General features: G+C 43.7%; 17 protein-coding genes and 2 pseudogenes. 12 read left to right on the top strand and 7 right to left on the bottom strand.

All coding sequences use genetic code 11. The features are described from left to right. Nucleotides 1-106: 106 nt before the first annotated feature. The 4 genes and pseudogenes from ACM0OZ_RS03985 to ACM0OZ_RS03970 all read right to left on the bottom strand — a co-directional run. A pseudogene (locus tag ACM0OZ_RS03985) lies at nucleotides 107-754 on the bottom strand (CmcJ/NvfI family oxidoreductase); the annotation flags it as partial. Next, nucleotides 658-1,212, bottom strand: coding sequence for an RRXRR domain-containing protein (locus ACM0OZ_RS03980; protein WP_414581629.1), 555 nt, complete (start codon nucleotides 1,210-1,212; stop codon nucleotides 658-660). The pseudogene ACM0OZ_RS03985 and the gene ACM0OZ_RS03980, both read right to left, overlap by 97 nt. Nucleotides 1,213-1,630: 418 nt before the next feature. After that, nucleotides 1,631-1,900 (bottom strand): annotated as a pseudogene (locus ACM0OZ_RS03975) (glutathione S-transferase family protein); the annotation flags it as partial. A gap of 38 nt (nucleotides 1,901-1,938) precedes the next feature. Then, a complete protein-coding gene (locus ACM0OZ_RS03970; protein ID WP_414581529.1) occupies nucleotides 1,939-2,190 on the bottom strand; it encodes a hypothetical protein in 252 nt (83 codons plus the stop codon). A 581-nt stretch (nucleotides 2,191-2,771) separates the two neighbouring features. Here ACM0OZ_RS03970 and ACM0OZ_RS03965 point away from each other — a divergent pair. From ACM0OZ_RS03965 to ACM0OZ_RS03950, 4 genes are all read left to right on the top strand, one after another. Beyond that, nucleotides 2,772-3,428 (top strand): class I SAM-dependent methyltransferase family protein, encoded by a 657-nt coding sequence (locus ACM0OZ_RS03965; RefSeq protein ID WP_414581528.1) that lies wholly within the window; start codon nucleotides 2,772-2,774, stop codon nucleotides 3,426-3,428. Nucleotides 3,429-3,431: 3 nt separating this feature from the next. Further along, a complete protein-coding gene (locus ACM0OZ_RS03960) occupies nucleotides 3,432-4,652 on the top strand; it encodes a glutathione S-transferase family protein (protein WP_414581527.1) in 1,221 nt (406 codons plus the stop codon). Nucleotides 4,653-4,713: 61 nt separating this feature from the next. Then, nucleotides 4,714-5,724 (top strand): aliphatic sulfonate ABC transporter substrate-binding protein, encoded by a 1,011-nt coding sequence (locus ACM0OZ_RS03955; RefSeq protein WP_414581526.1) that lies wholly within the window; start codon nucleotides 4,714-4,716, stop codon nucleotides 5,722-5,724. 8 nt (nucleotides 5,725-5,732) lie between these two features. Next, nucleotides 5,733-6,416, top strand: coding sequence for a sulfite exporter TauE/SafE family protein (locus tag ACM0OZ_RS03950; RefSeq protein WP_414581525.1), 684 nt, complete (start codon nucleotides 5,733-5,735; stop codon nucleotides 6,414-6,416). Nucleotides 6,417-6,645: 229 nt separating this feature from the next. Here ACM0OZ_RS03950 and ACM0OZ_RS03945 read toward each other — a convergent pair whose 3' ends face one another. The 3 genes from ACM0OZ_RS03945 to ACM0OZ_RS03935 form a co-directional block, all read right to left on the bottom strand. Next, entirely contained in the window at nucleotides 6,646-7,374 is a 729-nt protein-coding gene (locus ACM0OZ_RS03945; protein ID WP_414581524.1) for a 2-phosphosulfolactate phosphatase, read from the bottom strand. After that, a complete protein-coding gene (locus ACM0OZ_RS03940; protein WP_414581523.1) occupies nucleotides 7,364-7,732 on the bottom strand; it encodes a VOC family protein in 369 nt (122 codons plus the stop codon). The genes ACM0OZ_RS03945 and ACM0OZ_RS03940 overlap by 11 nt, the downstream gene beginning before the upstream one ends. A gap of 112 nt (nucleotides 7,733-7,844) precedes the next feature. Then, nucleotides 7,845-9,164, bottom strand: a complete 1,320-nt coding sequence (locus tag ACM0OZ_RS03935; RefSeq protein WP_414581522.1) for an MFS transporter — start codon at nucleotides 9,162-9,164, stop codon at nucleotides 7,845-7,847. A gap of 217 nt (nucleotides 9,165-9,381) precedes the next feature. Between ACM0OZ_RS03935 and ACM0OZ_RS03930 the strand changes: the two genes are divergently transcribed. The 8 genes from ACM0OZ_RS03930 to ACM0OZ_RS03895 all read left to right on the top strand — a co-directional run bounded on the left by ACM0OZ_RS03930 (nucleotide 9,382) and on the right by ACM0OZ_RS03895 (nucleotide 18,125). Continuing rightward, nucleotides 9,382-9,582, top strand: coding sequence for a hypothetical protein (locus ACM0OZ_RS03930; protein ID WP_414581521.1), 201 nt, complete (start codon nucleotides 9,382-9,384; stop codon nucleotides 9,580-9,582). 34 nt (nucleotides 9,583-9,616) lie between these two features. After that, nucleotides 9,617-10,378: a dienelactone hydrolase family protein gene (locus ACM0OZ_RS03925; RefSeq protein ID WP_414581520.1), complete on the top strand. Its 762-nt coding sequence runs from the start codon at nucleotides 9,617-9,619 to the stop codon at nucleotides 10,376-10,378. Nucleotides 10,379-10,423: 45 nt separating this feature from the next. Continuing rightward, nucleotides 10,424-11,080, top strand: a complete 657-nt coding sequence (locus ACM0OZ_RS03920) for an HAD family hydrolase (RefSeq protein ID WP_414581519.1) — start codon at nucleotides 10,424-10,426, stop codon at nucleotides 11,078-11,080. A 76-nt stretch (nucleotides 11,081-11,156) separates the two neighbouring features. Next, nucleotides 11,157-12,137 (top strand): aldo/keto reductase, encoded by a 981-nt coding sequence (locus ACM0OZ_RS03915; RefSeq protein WP_414581518.1) that lies wholly within the window; start codon nucleotides 11,157-11,159, stop codon nucleotides 12,135-12,137. A 184-nt stretch (nucleotides 12,138-12,321) separates the two neighbouring features. Beyond that, the gene (locus tag ACM0OZ_RS03910) at nucleotides 12,322-13,071 is read left to right on the top strand and encodes an SDR family oxidoreductase (RefSeq protein WP_414581517.1); all 750 of its coding nucleotides are present in this window, start codon (nucleotides 12,322-12,324) and stop codon (nucleotides 13,069-13,071) included. Nucleotides 13,072-13,844: 773 nt separating this feature from the next. Further along, nucleotides 13,845-15,329: an amidohydrolase family protein gene (locus ACM0OZ_RS03905; protein WP_414581516.1), complete on the top strand. Its 1,485-nt coding sequence runs from the start codon at nucleotides 13,845-13,847 to the stop codon at nucleotides 15,327-15,329. 58 nt (nucleotides 15,330-15,387) lie between these two features. Continuing rightward, nucleotides 15,388-16,872, top strand: coding sequence for an amidohydrolase family protein (locus ACM0OZ_RS03900; RefSeq protein ID WP_414581515.1), 1,485 nt, complete (start codon nucleotides 15,388-15,390; stop codon nucleotides 16,870-16,872). Between the two features lie 188 nt (nucleotides 16,873-17,060). Further along, nucleotides 17,061-18,125, top strand: a complete 1,065-nt coding sequence (locus ACM0OZ_RS03895; protein WP_414581514.1) for an aliphatic sulfonate ABC transporter substrate-binding protein — start codon at nucleotides 17,061-17,063, stop codon at nucleotides 18,123-18,125. The last annotated feature ends 283 nt before the right edge of the window (nucleotides 18,126-18,408 follow it).

The following is an 18,408-nucleotide window of genomic DNA, read 5'->3' as shown; positions in this document are numbered from 1 at the left end:
TCACATTTTTTGTAAGTATTATTGTTTAACTTCTAAATGAAAAGAGACTTCTAAACAGGAGCGATAGCTGTATCCACGGCTATCACCCCTCTGTGACGACATCTATCTATTCTGGATAAAAAACGAACGTCCGCAGTTCGATACTCTCCCGTGGAGGAGCGTCCGGTGGGCTTGTTGGGTCATCAAACCCTGTGTGAGCTGCAAAACGTGCGCGTCCGTCCTCTGCGGAGTCGAAACACTTGATAAATAGTGCCTCGTCCGTTTGCATTTGCGGAAAGTAGAACCACTGATGTTCTGGGTTGTACGTGATTGCGTAGACTTCACCGACGCGATCGCGGTACACGAGGTCACTAGCCACAACGTCTGTTGGTGCAATAGTTTGCGCGTCACATACTGCCAATGGCGACTCTTGAACTGGTGCGGCGATCGCCCGCCAAATGTTGATTATGGCAAACCGTTGTTGTAGTAGCGTATCAATATCATCTATCTCTTGCGCCGCCAACTCCTTACGCGCACGAATATAACCGGATTTGGCGGTGAAGTCGTTGTGTACGCGCTTGACTGGTTCCTTAATCTCATTCTCACCCTGCTTGAACCGTTGCAAATTACGGAGGGTGTGGTCAAATATCACTACCTTAGTTGCACCCGTCACCTCTTTTAATAATTGCTCAGCTTCCGGGTAGTAGACGTTACGTATTTCGTCTTCGTCGTAAAAGTCGCGGACACTGCTATGATGCGCACTAAAGGCGAATCCTTAACGATTTCGTATGCAATATATGTGATCGGGTAAATCAGAGATAGTTCGTCAAGAACTCGTAACTCTAGCTCGCGATTAGCTCGGATACTAGGGGGTAACTTGGATTGACGCCGATTATTAAAACGTTTCTCGCGGTGAGCGCGTTGATTGTAAGGTAGTTTGCGATTGATTCGTCGCCCTCTACGACCACGCCGCATCATGGCGCGTTGCTCCATCCGATGCGTGACGATTTCAAAGGGTAACTGTAAGTGAGCAGTCCACAAGGTAAACTTGGCAGATTGAATGGCTACGCCACTATATAATTTACCCGGATCAATACCAACCGCAATTGGTTGAGCGTCTATTGCTCTGGGACACCTAACTAATTGAACTTGGAAGATCCCAAGGTCGTTATAAACAACTTTTGCTTTCCCAAGTTTTAACCAACGACGCGCCCTACTGGCTTTTGTTGGCATCAATGGCTTACCTGATGGTGTTAATACTGGAACTCGTTGCATGGAGATAATCCTTACGAGTAAAGTTTTTAGTCCCCTCGCCCAACTAACTACAGATGTCTTGGTGAGACCAGTGCTGAAGGAGGGTTTCCCTCCGTAGGCAACTGGCGAACCCGTAAGGGCATTACCCAACGACCAAGCAAATGGTCTTAAAGTGTGTCCGAACTGGGGAAGTATCCGGAAGTTTTAACCGCAGTTAGTCTCGGTGGGCTAGTCAAACACGTAAAGTTTGCTCTTTACAAGCTCCGTCCCTTTTAGGGCGGAGTTATTGACAGGTTATACCATTTTGGATTTTGGTGAATTGTTGGTCAATAGTCAAGAGTTAGTCATTCTTCCCTCACTCCCCATCTCCACATCCCCGTGTCCTACTTTTGAGCTTCGCACGAGTTCCAGGATCACGTGGTAACAAGGGTGGTTCCGGGAAAACTTCATCCAGATATTCATTTATGATGGCAGACTCGTAGATTTTTACATCTCCATGTTTGATAGCAGGGACTTTGCCATAGCGTGAAATCTGCGTGAATCCATCTGGTTTGTTTTGTAAGTCAATTTCTATGGGGGTAAAATCAATTCCTTTTTCCAAGAACACAACACGGGTGCGTTGGGAGAAGGTAGAGGCTTTGGCAAAGTAAAGTTGTATGGTACTCATGCAATGATTTCCTCGTAATCAATTGTTAGCTCACTCAACTAGAGCCAAGGTACTTGTTCAGGTGCATAACGGAAGGCTCTAAACACAGAATTTTGCTCGCTACGTGCTACAAGTGCCGATTCTCCAGGAGCATTTTGATTTCCAAAATAGGGATTGATATATTCCCAAACAATTTCTCCTTCTCGCACTGTTTTTTGGGCGATCGCTTTGCTGCTGCCCGGAGCGCAGATCGCATACTGTTTTGCATACTCTTTGGAGTTACACTCGGGTGTGGGGAGTGCGCGACTCAAATGACAGCCCAATTCAGAAACGAACTGAGTTGACTCGTAGGGGTCAAATAATCTAACTGCTAGGTATCTAAAGACCAGCGTAGCTATACTACACTTAATCGGTCAACTTTTCGTGATTTATCTTGAAATCATTATATAGTCTTTTGCCCAAAAAAATATGTAAAACTAATTATTAGATTATCTAAACAATGAGCGCGATCGCGTAAGCGCACGAATCGGGCTAACGCGTAACGGTTTCCAGAGGCGAGCTAGCGCTGCGCCGTTTGCCCTACAGCCCTTCTCCTAAAGGAGACGCTACGCGTTGGCGGAGCCTGCGCTTTGCGCTTACGGGCATCTTACGGCGGGCGTCTCCCCTTGGGAGAAGCGCAGATCGCATTAACGCCATCAATCTGCGGTATATTGGGGGACTTTTTGGCGAATCATGTTAAAGAACAACACTTGATTTTGTATGAATTTCTATGTTAGCCTACGTTCACTTGCAAATATCTATTACCTGATAAAATAACCGTAGTTTAGTTCGGCACAGTGCGCTTGTCACTCTGCGAAGCCAAAGTTTGCATGAAAAATGGGAATCGCCCCTTATGCCAAAAGATTGGTTTGAATGGCACGACCTCTATAATACTGAACCAAAATTGCAGCAACGCCTGGAAATCGTGCGAGAATACATTTCTTATAGCTTGGATGTGTCTCCACCAGGAATAATTCGTGTAGTTAGTCTTTGCGCTGGTGATGGACGAGATTTACTCTCGACGTTAGCAAACCACCCTCGTGCAAAAGATGTCTATGCACGGCTCGTTGAGTTAAATCCGCAGCTAGTTGAACGTGGACGAGCAACTATAGAATCATTGGGTTTGACAAAGCAAATTGAGTTTATCAATGGTGATGCAACTCTCTGGTCTAACTATGTAGGAGCAGTACCAGCAGACATTGTCATTGTGTGTGGTATCTTCGGCAATCTTGCTGATGAAGCTGAACTTAGTCGCTTCCTGGGGAACCTGAGTTTTCTGAGTAAACAAGGTGCTTTTGCAATCTGGACTCGCGGACATTCTAATGGTATCCCCTACTCAGAGACTGTCCGTAAAGTTTTGCGTGAATCTAGATTTGAAGAAGTGAACTTCAAACTCACTGCTACAGGAGACATGGGGGTAGGCATTCATCGTTACCTTGGTGAAAATTTGGCTCTCCCCAAAGAGCAACAATTATTTGTGTTTTCCGGCGTTCCAAGTCAAGCGAGGTAAAAAATGTCTATTCAAAACACACTATCCAGTTGGGAGCAATTGTTTGAGATCGCACAGAAAAATACCTCGGCTCGACGGGTGCGTAGACCAGGGCAATCCCCTTCTACTGCGCCAATCCCAAGTAGTCTTGAGAAACTACCTCCTGATACAACACCACCAGTCCTCCTTTACCGAGATACCAACTCTTGGTGTCCTTTCTGTGAACGGGTTTGGTTCGCCTTAGAAGAAAAGGAAATTCCGTTTGCGACAGAGTTTATTGATCTGAGTAACAAGCCTAAGTGGTATACTGACCGAGTTCCCACAACCCTTGTACCTGCTGCAAAAATTGAGGGAAAGTTAGTCTATGAGTCCAAAGATATTCTATACGCTTTAGAAGAACAATTTAGTAGTCCACCACTACTCCCTGAAAATCCAGAGGAAAACGCTATTGCTAGGCAGTGGGTTGAAGATGCTGAAACCAATGGTTTTAGAGATATTGGCTACAAATTTCTGAGAGAAACATCTGTAGATGCTGATGAACTAGCAAAATTACAGACAGCGTTTGAAGCGAAATTAGACGAACTTGAGCAAGCTTTAGCAAAATATCCTGGTCCCTACTTTGTCTCAAGTTTTAGCTTGGTAGACATTATGTATAGCCCTCATTTAGATAGATTGGCGGCTAACTTACCGGTGTACCGGGGCTATCACATCAAGGGAAATCCACGGTATCCCCGTATCAATGCTTGGTTTGAAGCACTCAATCAGCGTCCCGCCTATAACAGGGTCAAATCGGATGACATTACCAACAATTTACTCGTGCGTCGCAGATTCGGCTTGGAACCAATCGGAAATCCCTTGCCTCTTGATGCAGCAGACAGCCAGTCCACTCAATACCGGGCAGAAGCCGCCGAGAGACTGAGTGATAACCGGGAAGCTGCTATTGGAGATATCCTGAAAAATTCTGGAGTGCAAGCATTAGCGAAAGATGATGACATTGCAACAGTCAAAGAAGCTGTTGATTTTCACCTCAGACTACTAGCTGACTATCTTATCAATGGGAATAGCGCGCCTCTAGCTGGTGGACGGACAGGTGGAAAAGAAAGCATTGATCCCATTTTTGCTGCTGTCGGAGCCATCACTCTTGCTTATGTAAGAAATCGTATCTGTGCGCCACGGGATATGAGTGCTGGTGCTGCTACTGCATTTCGGGCGGCTGCAGATAAGGTATTGGCATCTGTTTATTAATGCTTAATTTAATGCTTATCGGTGACAGGTTGGTACCAAGTCGCATTCCAAACTGGAAAAAATGAAAACCCGTAGCTATGTCTTACTGGCGATCGCTACCTGCTTATTAACGTGGCTCCTTTCCCTAACAGGTTGTAACTCCCAAAATAGCTCACAAAGCAATAGTTCTCAGGTTGCACAAACCTCTGGTAGTTCATCAAAGCTAGAGGTGATTAATGTTGGTCATCAGAACGGTACACCCGGTCTCAATTTACTGAAGGCGCGGGGGCTGCTGGAAAAGCGACTTGCCTCACAGGGCATCCGGGTCAAATGGATATCTTTCCAAGGCGGTCCTCCTATGATGGAAGCAATGGCAGCCGGTGGTATTGATATTGGAAACGTAGGAAACTTACCACCTGTTTTCGCTCAGGCTGCGGGCAATCCGATAGTCTATGTTGCTGCGACGGGTTCTAACGCAGGCGCTCAGGCAATTATTGTGCCTAAAAATTCTCCAATTAAAACCCTTGCTGACTTGAAGGGGAAAAAATTAGCAATTCAAAAAGGAACAGCGCTGCAGTATTTTGCGCTGAAAGCCTTAGCGAGTGCAAAACTGACGCTGAAGGATATTCAACCTGTTTACCTGACGATTCCGGATAGCACTACTGCTTTTGAAGGCGGCAATGTTGATGCCTTACCTATTGGGGATCCCTATCTCGCCTCTAAAGAGTTAAATGACACTGTGCGTGTGTTAGTCAGAGGTTCGGATGTGGCACCTCAACGTGCCTTTTATATTGCTACGCAAAATTTCACCAAGAATCATCCTGACCTGATCAAAGTGATTTTGGAAGAGCAACGCAAGGTAGAAGAGTGGGCAAAGGCAAATCCTAATGAGGTTGCTAAAGTGCTGGCAGAGCAAACCAAATACAAGCCAGAGGCATGGGAATTTGCTTTAAAGCGGCGTCCTTACTTCGGTGTATTCGATATCAAAGATGAATTTGTGAGCGAACAACAGCAAGTGGTTGATTTGTTCTACACTCAAAAACTCATTCGAAAAACCTTTCAAGTGAAAGATGCTATCTGGAAATCTTCATAACGCGTAATATGAGTTTCATGCAGGCTTGCTTTCTCTTTTTCGCCGCTTGGATGAGTGGAGTGTTGAATTCTGTTGCTGGGGGAGGTGGCTTAATTATTTTTCCAGCGCTTATAGTCACTGGTTTGCCAGCTATCAGCGCTAACGCGACAAGTACGCTTGCCTCATGTCCTGGATACATTGCCAGCATTAGTGCCTATCGTAACGAATTGTGGGCACAGCAGCAGCTATCTTGGTTATTTGGCAGTGTTAGTCTCGTTGGCGGAATGTTGGGTGCAGTATTACTGCTTCACACCCCAGCTTCTGTGTTCGATCAGCTTGTGCCTTATCTATTGTTGCTTGCTACAGTACTGTTCACTTTCGGTAATTCAATCTCAACTTTGTTACAGATTGCTCCTAAAGAAACTGCTCAGAATTCTTCGTGTTTCCAGATCAAAGCATCATTCGTCCAGTTGTTGATCAGCGTTTACGGAGGCTTTTACGGCTTGGGCATCAGCTTTTTAATTTTAGCAACTTTAAGGATACTGGGCATCAAGAATATTCATCAGATGAATGCTCTAAAAGTGCTGATGATAATGTGTACTGATAGTTTTGCAATAGTCACTTTTATAATTGCTGGAGTGATAGCGTGGCAGCAGTTCTTTAGTGATGGATTCAAAAAGTTTAGCCATAGATTGAATAGTTCCTGTTCATAAATGCCCGGCGTTCTACTCCATTCATTTTTGAAACGCTATTATGGCTTCCAAAATAAGTATGGAATCTATGGTGTTTTTGAATTACCAGAAGGTGTTGTTCTTCGACATCATGATCGGACTTGGATGGAATTCCTGACATCAGGATTTGAAGAGGTAAGATTTGATGAATTTGATGCTGTAACAATGAACAGTAACTGTGCTAGAGCATTTCAATGGTTGGGATGTAAACCTAAGAAGTAATATCCTTACTATTGATGTAAGCGTTTTCAGTAAACAAGGGTACACAATCACTAACATTGAAGGCTGCTGCTAATTCAACGTCTAACTCAAAACCTTTGGTAATTAACTCTTTTCCAGAACTACATTTTTTTAATTTTGCTAGCAAATCTTTCTCAAAAGAATGAAATGCTGCTACAGCCATTTCTGCTTCTGGTGATAGACTACCATTCAAGAAACTGAGGATTGCTCCAGCACCAATTAAATCTTCAATAGCTGGTCGTAATGTATCATCTTCCCATTTTTCACCTGCAGGAATTACAGCAATTCTTGAACCATATTTTTGGGCAAATTTTGCCACAGCTTCACAGTTTCGCAAGCAACCAGCTACGGTGGGAGTCTTTCCAGTCAGTAATGTTAGAGAAGAACCGTTGGGAGATGGTACAACCAGCTTAGTTCCTGCAGGAATTTTAGTTAGAGATGCAGGGGAAAGTGAATAGCCATCTTTAGATAAACGACCTCTTGACAATTCTGCTTGGACAGACTTTGCATAATCAAGGGCAGAATCATCTCTCCATTGGTAAGGATAAATGATAGCACCATTGTTTGTAGCAATTTCTACAGAAGTTGAGAAAGATAAAACATCGACTATTACAATGACATCACTGATGGGTGCGAGTTGAGAAACTCCTTTTACACCCCACTCACAACGTAGGTCAAATTCTGCTTGGTTAAAAATCATTTACTTGGCTGACAAATTTTTTTGAAGATACAGTATCCTTTTCTGCTATTTCTATGCGATTCCCAGCAGGATCGCGCAGAAAGAAGCGATTTTCTCCTGGTATTGGTCTGTGATCAGGGAGTATTTCTACTCCATGTTTTTGCAGGTGTTTTTTGAACTCCTGTAAATTTTGTACTAAATAACAAATATGTCGTCTAGATACTGCGTTATCTGGATTTTTCTCTATACTGAGGTGAATTTGAATATCTCCTATCACATACCAAGCACCTCCATAAGCTTTGATGGCTTCAGGCTTGTTTATTTCAGGCAATTCTAAGATTTTATTGTAGAAAAACAGCATTGCATCTTCTACTTCCACAGAGTATGTTACCTGAATATGAGCGATCGCATCCAACCACATGATTATGTTATCCTCTTTTTACTTAGTGTTTTGAGTTTATTTGTTGCTGTAAGATTATCACTTTCCTTCATCAGCTTTTATTTGATTGTGGAATTAAACCCATATTTTTGTATATGGGACATACTCTCTTTTTTATCTCAGGCAATTTTCTAGCAAAATAATAAGCTCCTATAAAGCAAGAAATACCACCAAAGAGTAAAGCATTAGCAACTCCAATTTGACCTGCTAATCCACCAAAAAATAAATTTCCAAAAGGTAGTATTCCTAAAAAACCTGTAGTGAATATACTTGTGACTCTACCTCGTTTATCTTCGTCAACAAGAATTAATTGAATAAAATTGCTAATAGCTGCGAGAGTGAGAGTATTAGTCATGCCAACAATAAAAATTAACACTAGGCAAATTTCTAAACTGGTTGATCGAGAAAAAACTATCAAACCTAAACCGAGAATCATCGCAGAACGGGCTATAATTTTATCCAAGCCTGTGACTTGTTTCCGCAGCAGCAAATAAAGACCTGCTACGATAGAACCAAATGCCGAAGCCGTCATCAAAAATCCCATGATTTCAGCATTACCATTCAAAACTTGTTTGGTAAAAATTGGCATTAAATTTATATAAGTCATTGCCAGAAAGCAAATTGAACATTGTAACATCAAAACATATTTGATAGGTAAGGATTCATATGCAAAAGTAAAGCCTTCCTTTAAGTTTTTCCAAAAAGAAGACTTTTGAGGTGAGGGAATATTGAAAATCGGCTTTATTTTGGCAGTGATAATAGCAGATATAAAAGGTATATAACTAATACTATCTACTAAAAAACAGACACCTGCTCCGGATTGACTCAGTAGTAATCCCCCAATCATAGGACTGACAAATTTAGCTGTATTAATCAGGAAGGAGTGGATAGAGATTGCACTATAAGTATCTGCTTTATGCTCTACTAGTCTAGGAATCATTACTAGACGTGCTGGTAGATCGAAAGCTTTTACTATTCCCTGAAGCATTCCGATAATGATAATCCATGTAACGGTAATGTGACCGTTAAGAGTGAGAAAAGTGAGGCTAGAAGATAGCAAAATAGATACTACTTGGGTAGTTAGTAAGACATATCGTAAGTTCCAACGATCAAGTAAGACTCCTACTAAAGGTGTAATAACTAAACCTATTGCTTGATTGGTAAATCCTGCGATACCAACTAATATGGCTGAATTAGTTAGTTGATAAACCATCCATATCAAAGCAATTTGAGTCATCCAAGACCCAAAGAAAGAGACACTTTCTCCTATGACGAAACAACAGACATTCGAGGATTTAAGAGCAGGTGGAATCTGCAAAAAACCAAACAATACTTTGCCAGGTTTAGAGTTTTCTTGATTACTTTGTTGCATCAGTATCTTCCTTTAGGGAGATTTCGCAAACTTGCCGAGCAAAAGTTCGCTGATTTCGCTGATTCTAATTTTTTTGAAAAGCTTAAAATTAGATAGTCATAAAGTTAGCACGCTTAATATAAACTAACAAGAATACCAAGACTGGCGATTGCCCAAGGGGCAGTGGCAAAGCCAATCGCGCGTTCGCGCAAAGCGTGCCGCAGGCATACGCGAGTGCGTGTCCCAAAGGGACTCAGCGCGGTGGGAAGCACGAGGGCAATCGCGTATCGGCTCCCTTTGGGAGCATCGCGTTAACGGCGGCTTCCGCATCGCCTGCACATACCCAGAGGTTTTGCTTCAGAAAACCTCTCCTCGAATCGGAGATTCGAGGCATACAATGCCTCAGATTAAAGACGGTTATTCGGTCGATATACAGTAGTATACTAAAAAAGATATCCCAACGCATCACGAAGATGACAAACACAGCAACAGAGACAGCAATTCGCACTGCTCACATCACTATCCCTAATGGCGATTTGCAAATAGATGCTTACTTAGCCCAACCTCTGGCTGAGGGAACTTTTCCCGGTGTGATTGTGATTCAGGAAATCTTTGGAGTGAATATTCATATCCGGGAAGTGACACAAAGACTAGCCCAGGAGGGGTATGTGGCGATTGCACCTGCAATCTTTCAACGGATTGCTCCTGGTTTTGAAGCTGGATACACCCCCGAAGACATCCAGATTGGCAGAAAATATAAAGAACAGACCAAAGCAGATGAATTATTGAGCGATATTCAAGCAGCGATCGCCTATCTCAAAACTCTGCCAAATGTGAATGGTGATGCAATTGGTTCTATCGGTTTCTGCTTTGGAGGACACGTTGTATATTTAGCAGCAACGCTACCTGAAATCAAAGCGACAGCTTCCTTCTACGGTGGTGGTATCACTAACTCTACTCTTGGTGGTGGTGCGCCTACTATTACCCGTACCTCAGATATTAAGGCTCCTCTTTACGCCTTCTTTGGCACTCAAGATGCAGGAATTCCCCAAGAACAAACACAGCAAATTGAAGCAGAGTTAGAGAAATACCAGATTCCTCATAAAGTCTTTCGCTATCCTGCAGATCACGGCTTTTTCTGTAACCATCGTAGTAGTTATAATGCAGAAGCTGCTGCTGATGCCTGGGTCAAAGTTAAGGAACTGTTCCAAAAGGAACTTCAGACGAAAGTGTAAGTATCCTTAATTGAGTAACTTGTTTGAGGAGTTGGTTGGAAATAAATGGATCAATTCGATTTAGTTATTTTTGATTGTGATGGTGTTCTTGTAGATAGCGAGCTAATTGCATATACTATTTTTGCTGAAATGCTCAACGAGATAGGACTATCTCTGACTTTAGAGGAGATATTTGATATTTGTGTTGGCAAATCCATGGCTACATGTTTAGAAATTATCAAAGATATGTTTGGTAAATCTGTACCAGACAATTTTGCTATTGAATTTAGGCAACGAACGATACAAGCTTTTATGATAGACTTGCATCCCGTACAGGGAATACATGATGTTTTAAGTCAGCTGAAACTTTCTTACTGTGTTGCCTCAAATAGCAATTATGAATGGTTACAGAAGGCTTTAAGTAAAACAAGTTTACTTCCCTACTTTTTAGGTAAAATATTTAGTGCTACAGAAGTGGCACGCAGCAAACCAGCTCCAGATGTGTTTTTATATGCAGCTGAGAAAATGGGATTTTCTCCAGAACAGTGTGTGGTTATTGAAGATACACCAACGGGTGTCAAGGCTGGAGTTGACGCAGGTATGACAGTATTTGGTTATGCAGAACTAATGAACCCAGAAAAACTACGAGAAGCTGGTGCATGTATTGTATTTAATGATATGAGATTGTTGCCAGAGTTACTTAAGCAGCCCAATCACCCTTAAAAAGCTGTATCTCAATCTGTTGTTTTCTTGGCAAATTGGTAGTTTTGTACGAAGCAAATATCCTTAAATCAGCTTTATGAAGTACGTCAATCTTGGCAAAACTGGACTAAAAGTATCCCGCCTATCTCTTGGCACTATGACTTATGGTTCTCGCCAGTGGAGGGAATGGGTGCTGGAAGAAGAAGAGAGTCGCCCCTTTATCAAACTTGCTTTGGAGTTAGGAATTAATTTCTTTGACACAGCCGATGTGTACTCCTTGGGAGTCAGCGAAGAAATCGTAGGAAAGGCACTCAAAGACTTTGCCAAAAGAGATCAGGTCATTATTGCTACTAAAGTCTTCAATAAAGTAGGTGATGGACCCAATGACAGGGGACTCTCTCGCAAACATATTTTTGATAGCATCGATGCTTCATTGCGACGGCTACAAACAGATTACGTAGATTTGTACCAAATTCATCGCTGGGATGACGAGACACCTATTGAGGAAACTTTGGAGGCACTGCATGATGTCATCAAATCTGGTAAAGTGAGATACATTGGTGCCTCAAGTATGTACGCTTGGCAATTTGCTAAAGCCCTTTATACGGCAGATAAATACGGTTGGACTCGCTTTGTTTCCATGCAAAATCACTACAACCTAGTCTATCGGGAAGAAGAGCGAGAGGTACTGCCATTATCTCGCGCTGAGGGAATTGGGATTATTCCCTGGAGTCCTCTAGCGCGTGGCTTTCTTGCTGGAAATCGACAAAAGCAAGGCTATGGTGAGACTGTGCGGGCAAAAACTGATGAGTTTGCCCATAATCTCTATTATCAAGAGTCGGATTTTCAAATTGTTGATCGCGTCGTAGACTTGGCTCAAAAACGCGGCGTTAAACCAGCACAAATTGCTGTAGCTTGGTTGTTACACCAACCAGGCGTAACAGCACCCATTATTGGTGCTAGTAAGATAGAGCATCTTAAGGATGCGGTTGAGGCTGTGGATTTAGTACTTTCTGATGATGAGCGAAAGTTGCTTGAGGAACCTTACAAACCTCACCCCATCTTGGGGCATAGCTAGAATATCTACACCTCTATAGAGTAATGGCATTATAGCGGTTCTTAATTGACTGCAATACATCAAGTTAGGAGAACCACAGATGGACACAGATGGACACAGATAAATAATTACTTCATCTAAATGAGAAGTGCTATAGCTTTTAGAAGATGTAGTAATTCTGACAAATCTGCAAAAAGAGTTAGATATGGCTGGTAAATTAGACGGAAAGGTTGCAATTATTACTGGCTCCTCGTCAGGTATTGGTGAAGCTACCGCAATTGCCTTGGCGGCAGAGGGGGCGCAAGTAGCAATTGCTGCAAGGCGTGCTGAACGTCTGGAAGCTCTAGCAAAACGTATTGAAGCCAGTGGTGGCAAGGCATTACCCATCGTTACTGATGTAACTGACGAAACGCAGGCAAACAACCTGGTGCAAAAGACAAACGAAGAGTTGGGGCGAGTGGACATCCTCGTCAACAATGCAGGTGTGGCGTTGACTGGTAATATTGATGGTGGAAATACCGCAGACTGGCGACGGATGTTTGATGTTAATGTTTTGGGAGTGCTTTACACGACTCACGCTGTCCTACCCATCCTTAAGGCGCAACAATCGGGACACATTGTCAACATCTCCTCAGTAGCTGGTCGAATTGCACGGGCGGGGGTTGGTATTTACAATGCGACCAAATGGGGCGTGAATGCGTTCTCCGAAGCATTACGACAGGAAATGTTAAAAGATAACATCCGCGTTACTATTATTGAGCCTGGTTTGGTGGACACGGAAATTAACAATCATATTACTGACCCAGTCGCAAAACAAATCAGTGAAGAACGACGCAAGTCAATTACACCACTGCAAAGTGAGGATATTGCAGCGGCGATTATCTATGCTGTCACCCAACCACAGCACGTTAATGTGAATGAAATTCTTATCCGACCGACTCAGCAAGAACGGTAATATTCAGATTTATAGCTCTCTGAATTTTTAGGCATCGCCGTCATGGAGGTGTTGCAAAGCAGACTTAAGAGGATGTCAACTTACAGCGCTTTTGGGATGATTAGACCACAAATCGTAAGGTGGAGAGAAGTCCTGCAGTGAGGCAGCGCTGCGGGAGGGTTTCCCGCAGCAGGCGACTGCCGAAAGGGTTTCCCAACCTAGGGAACTTCGGGGCATTGCTCATAAAAGCTTACCTGATGGACATTTGAGATATCAGCAAGCAATGCCCACCCGAAAGAGAACTTGTTCGGTCAACTTAATTCACTTAGATTGTGGCTTTTTTATAGCCACATACGCTCATTGTATATTTAGATTAGCTAATAATTAGTTAATCTAAAATTTTGAATTACATAAAGTTTGTTTGCTAAATAGTTGTGTTTTAGCTGGGGCTATGTAATACTACTAAATTAAATCATCGATAAACCAGTCAAGAAACAGTAGTATTTTTGAGACTCCGGTGTAAACACCACATAGAGAAATCATTCAGGCAAGTTGAGGGTCAAGTACAGATAGCTCATACAAGCAATGCCAGTCAAAGAGCAGGCATACAAGAGCGAAAACTAGAGTTTTACTCCAACAGGCAATTCGCCTTAGCCCTTACCACAGGGCAACAGAGGTTGAGATTGAGCTATACGTTTGAAATTTGGATTTCTACTCCGTCGTGGAGCTTTGATTTTTATCAGGGTTTACGACTTGTGAAAGTCAACGAGTGACATAACCATGGAGAAACGATCATGACAATTGCGCTTGAACGTCCCAAGAAGAAGACTCGCTCAGCACAAATTAGGGAGCAACTAGGTTATCCCATCATCGACACCGATGTACATACCCAGGAATTTGAACCTGCCTTTCTCGACTACCTAGCTCAAGTAGGTGGTTCTAAGATTGTCGATAGCTTCAAAGAGCATCTACCTGGAGCTGGTCGCTTTCGTTGGTTCCAGCAAACATGGGAAGAACGCCGTGCTTATCGTACTGCTCGTCCTCCCTTCTGGGGGCGTCCCACCAAGGACACCTTAAATCTTGCCACTATCAGTTTGCCAAAACTACTGCATGAGCGCTTGCAAGAAGCCGGGACAGACTTTGCTGTACTATACCCCAACCTGGCAACCCTTGCACCTCAAATCAAGAACGAAGAAATGCGTCGGGCTGTTTGCCGTGCAGCAAACCTCTATCATGCAGATATCTTCCGTCCTTATGGCGATCGCCTCACCCCAATTGCCACCATTCCAATGAATACACCCCAAGAAGGGATTGAAGAATTGGAATATGCGGTCAAAGAACTGGGACTCAAAGCGATTCAAATTCCTGCTTACGTTACCCGTGTCATCCCTGGCTTCGAGAAATATTCTTCAGAAGTACAAAGAGAAGCAACTTGGATTGATACCTTTGCCTTAGATAGTGCCTACGATTATGACCCTTTTTGGGCAAAGTGTGTAGAACTGAAAGTTGTCCCCACAACCCACGCTTCTGGTATGGGTTGGACTGCTCGCCGTTCAATTTCTAATTACCAATACAATCACATTGGACATTTTGCCTCAGCAGGTGGAGCGTTCTGCAAAGCACTCTTCTTTGGTGGTGTTACCCATCGCTTCCCTACCCTCAAGTTTGCTTTTCTAGAAGGTGGTTCGGCTTGGGGTGCTAGCCTCTATACTGATATTATTTGGCATTGGGAAACCCGTAACCCAGAGATTTTGCAAAACAACAATCCTGCTAATTTAGATCGCCAAGAATTGGCAGAACTCTTCCGCCGTTACGGTGGAGCAGAATTCCAAGGTCGTGCTGATCAATTTGGTAGTGGTTTAGGCTTCCACGGTCAATACCTCTCACCCGACGATCCTGGTGAAATCAATGAATTCGCTGCGGCTGGGATTACGAAAGCTCTTGATGTGCGCGATCGCTTCTTGAATCACTTCTACTTCGGAACAGAATCAGACGACACTCGCGTTGCTTATGCCTTCTATCAAAAGGCGAATCCATTTGGCGATCGCGTTAAGGCATTCCTCGGTTCCGATTCTGGTCACTGGGATGTACCGGATATTACAGCCGTTACATCCAACGCTTACAGCATGGTGGAACGCGGCATTCTCAGCGAAGAAGATTTGCGCTACTTCCTCTCTATCCATCCCTTGGAGTTGTACACCAGCCTCAATCGTGACTTCTTCAAAGGTACGGCAATTGAGAAAGAAGCAGAAGAATATTTGGCGAGTGTTGGTCGCTAGTTAGTCGCTAATAATTCTTCTTAGTATCAGGGTTTTGCAAATTTAAGGAGACTTTCTCATGACCATTGCATTGGAACGTCCCAAAAAGAAGACTCGCTCTGCAGAAATTCGCGAAAAATTGGGGTATGCAGTTATCGACACTGACGTGCATACTCAGGAGTTTGAACCTGCTTTTCTCGATTATTTAGAGCAGGTGGGTGGTTCTAAGATTGTTGATCTCTTCCGGGAGCATCTACCCGGAACAGGTTTGTTTCGCGGACATCAGCAAACTTTGGAAGAACGCCGTACTCATCGCACTATCCGCGCTCCTTTCTGGGGTCGTCCCACTAAGGATACCTTGAGTTTGGCCACTGTCAGCTTGCCAAAACTACTGCATGAGCGCTTGCAAGAAGCCGGGACAGACTTTGCTGTATTATACCCCAACCTGGCAACCTTGGCACCGCAAATCAAGAACGAAGAAATGCGGCGGGCTGTTTGTCGAGCAGCTAATCTTTACCATGCAGATATTTTCCGTGCTTATGGCGATCGCCTAGCTCCCGTTGCTACGATTCCCTTACACACACCAGAAGAAGGAATTGAGGAATTGGAATATGCGGTGAAAGAACTGGGATTAAAAGCTCTTCAAATTCCTGCTTACGTGACCCGCGTCATTCCTGCCTTTGAGAATTACCCCGACGAAGTGAAGCGAGAAGCAACCTGGATTGATACCTTCGCTTTGGATAGTGCCTACGATTACGATCCTTTCTGGGCAAAGTGCGTAGAACTGAAAGTTGTCCCTACTACCCACGCGGTTAGTATGGGTTGGACACAGCGGCGCTCGATTTCCAATTACCAATACAACCACATTGGTCATTTTGCTTCAGCAGCCGCAGCATTCTGCAAAGCCCTCTTCTTTGGTGGTGTTACCCATCGCTTCCCCACCCTGAAGTTTGCTTTTCTAGAAGGTGGTTCGGATTGGGGTGCTAGCCTCTATGCTGATATTATTTGGCACTGGGAAACCCGCAATCCGGATATTCTCCAGAATAATCATCCTGGTAACGTAAACCGGGAGGAATTGCGCGAACTGTTCGCTCGTTATGCTGGTCCAGAAGTCAAAGACCGCTTTGAGCAACTTGGTAGTGGTTTGGGCTTCCACGGAAAATACTTTGCACCTGAAGATCCTGGTGATCTCAATGAATTTGCTGCTGCTGGGATTACAAAAGCAGAAGATGTACGCGATCGCTTCTTGAATCATTTCTACTTCGGTACAGAATCAGACGACACTCGCGTTGCCTACGCCTTCTATCAAAAAGCGAATCCATTTGGCGACAGAGTCAAAGCATTCCTGGGTTCTGATTCCGGTCACTGGGATGTACCTGATATTACAGCTGTTGTGTCCAACGCTTACAGCATGGTCGAAAACGGGATTCTCAGCGAAGAAGACTTGCGCTACTTCCTATCTATCCATCCCTTGGAGTTGTACACCAGTCTCAATCGTGACTTCTTCAAAGGTACGGCAATTGAGACAGAAGCAGAAGAATATCTGGCGAGTGTTGGTCGCTAAGAGAACAAATTTATTTGATTTTACGAACGATTAGGGCTACTTGAGTTTAGGTGGGCATTGTCCACCTGACTCCTTCTTAGAATTTTGAATTTTGCCTTGATCAATTGTCTTGCATGCCCCCGCAAAAGTCACCTCATATTTGGAGTTTCGATTGATAGTTGCAATACTTCTTAATTAAGAAAAAAGCTATGGTTGCTGCAGTCAAACCTCAGTCTCTCAAAATGTTTCGCCGCTTTACGCTGCACTTAGTGCCAGGATTGTTAACCATAGCAACTTCGCTGACATTAGTCAGTTGTACGCAAGAAAACCAATCTTCTACTAACCAAGTATCAGACACTCAAACATCTAGAATTAAGACTAAAGCCCTCCGCATGGGGTATCAACAAGCTGGGGATTTGGTTAGGGTAACGAAAGTATTGGAAAAGCGTCTGGAACCTTTGGGTATTAAGGTGGAGTGGGCGCAATTTGCCCAAGGTCCACAGCTGATGGAAGCGATGAATGTCGGCAAAATAGATTTGGGTAATGTTGGGGAAACCCCTCCTATATTTGCCCAAGCGGCTGGCGCTCAAATCGCTTATGTTGTTGGTCGGCGAAGTGATGGTAGAAGGAGTGCGATCGCCGTCCCGCCAAATTCTCCCATCAAGACGCTCAAGGACATTAAGGGACAAAAAGTGGTCTTCCAAAAAGCTTCTGCATCTCACTATTTTATCCTCAGAGCTTTGGAACAAGTGGGTTTAAATAAGCGCGATATTCAAGTCCTGAGTATACCTAATGTAGATGCTAGTAGTGCATTTTTGGAAGGGAAAATTCCTGTTTGGGTGACAGGCGATCCCCATCTAGCTCGCGCTGAAAAATTGGGTAAGGCAAGGGTCATCAAGAATGCCGTAGGGCTTGATTCCCCTGGTGGATACTACATTGGGGCAAAGCAGTTTGCAATCAATAATCCGGAATTGCTGCGAATAGTCATTGAGGAGATTGATAAAATCGAGCGCTGGGCACAGACACATCCCAAAGAGACTGCAAAACTCATTGCACCGTATCAGAAACTACCGACCGATGTGATGGAGTTGTTCATCAGCCGTCGCGGCTATGGATTGAGAGCCATTTCCCCAGATTTAATCAAGGAGCAACAGCGGATTGCAGATTACTTTTATAAAAATGGCTTGCTTCCCAAACCTCTCAATGTTCGGGAAGCCATGCTGACGTCGGAACAATATGCAGCAATTACTCCACCAACAATCAGTCAAAAATAGCATTATGACACTACTGGGACTCAAGGATGGTGTAGAGCAATGTATTATATCATGTCCGAATGAACACTTATAAAAAACGAAGAACCTCACCCGCCTGCGGCACCCTCTCCTTAGTAAGGAGAGGGTTGGGGTGAGGTAACGCAGGAGTTATAAGTCATTAAGCGGACTTGCTATCACGCCATTTTCCCTTGATTGCTATAAAATACGGTAAGCCTATTGGTTTATGTATTTTGTAAGGAACAGCCGACTGTCTTGGTAAAAACGGGAAGTAAACATCGATTTG

Source organism: Scytonema sp. PCC 10023, from assembly GCF_963920835.1.
In the GTDB taxonomy this organism is placed as follows: domain Bacteria; phylum Cyanobacteriota; class Cyanobacteriia; order Cyanobacteriales; family Nostocaceae; genus Kalymmatonema.
The sequence above is the reverse complement of the archived record's forward strand: the minus strand, read 5'-3'. Positions and strand labels throughout refer to the sequence as shown.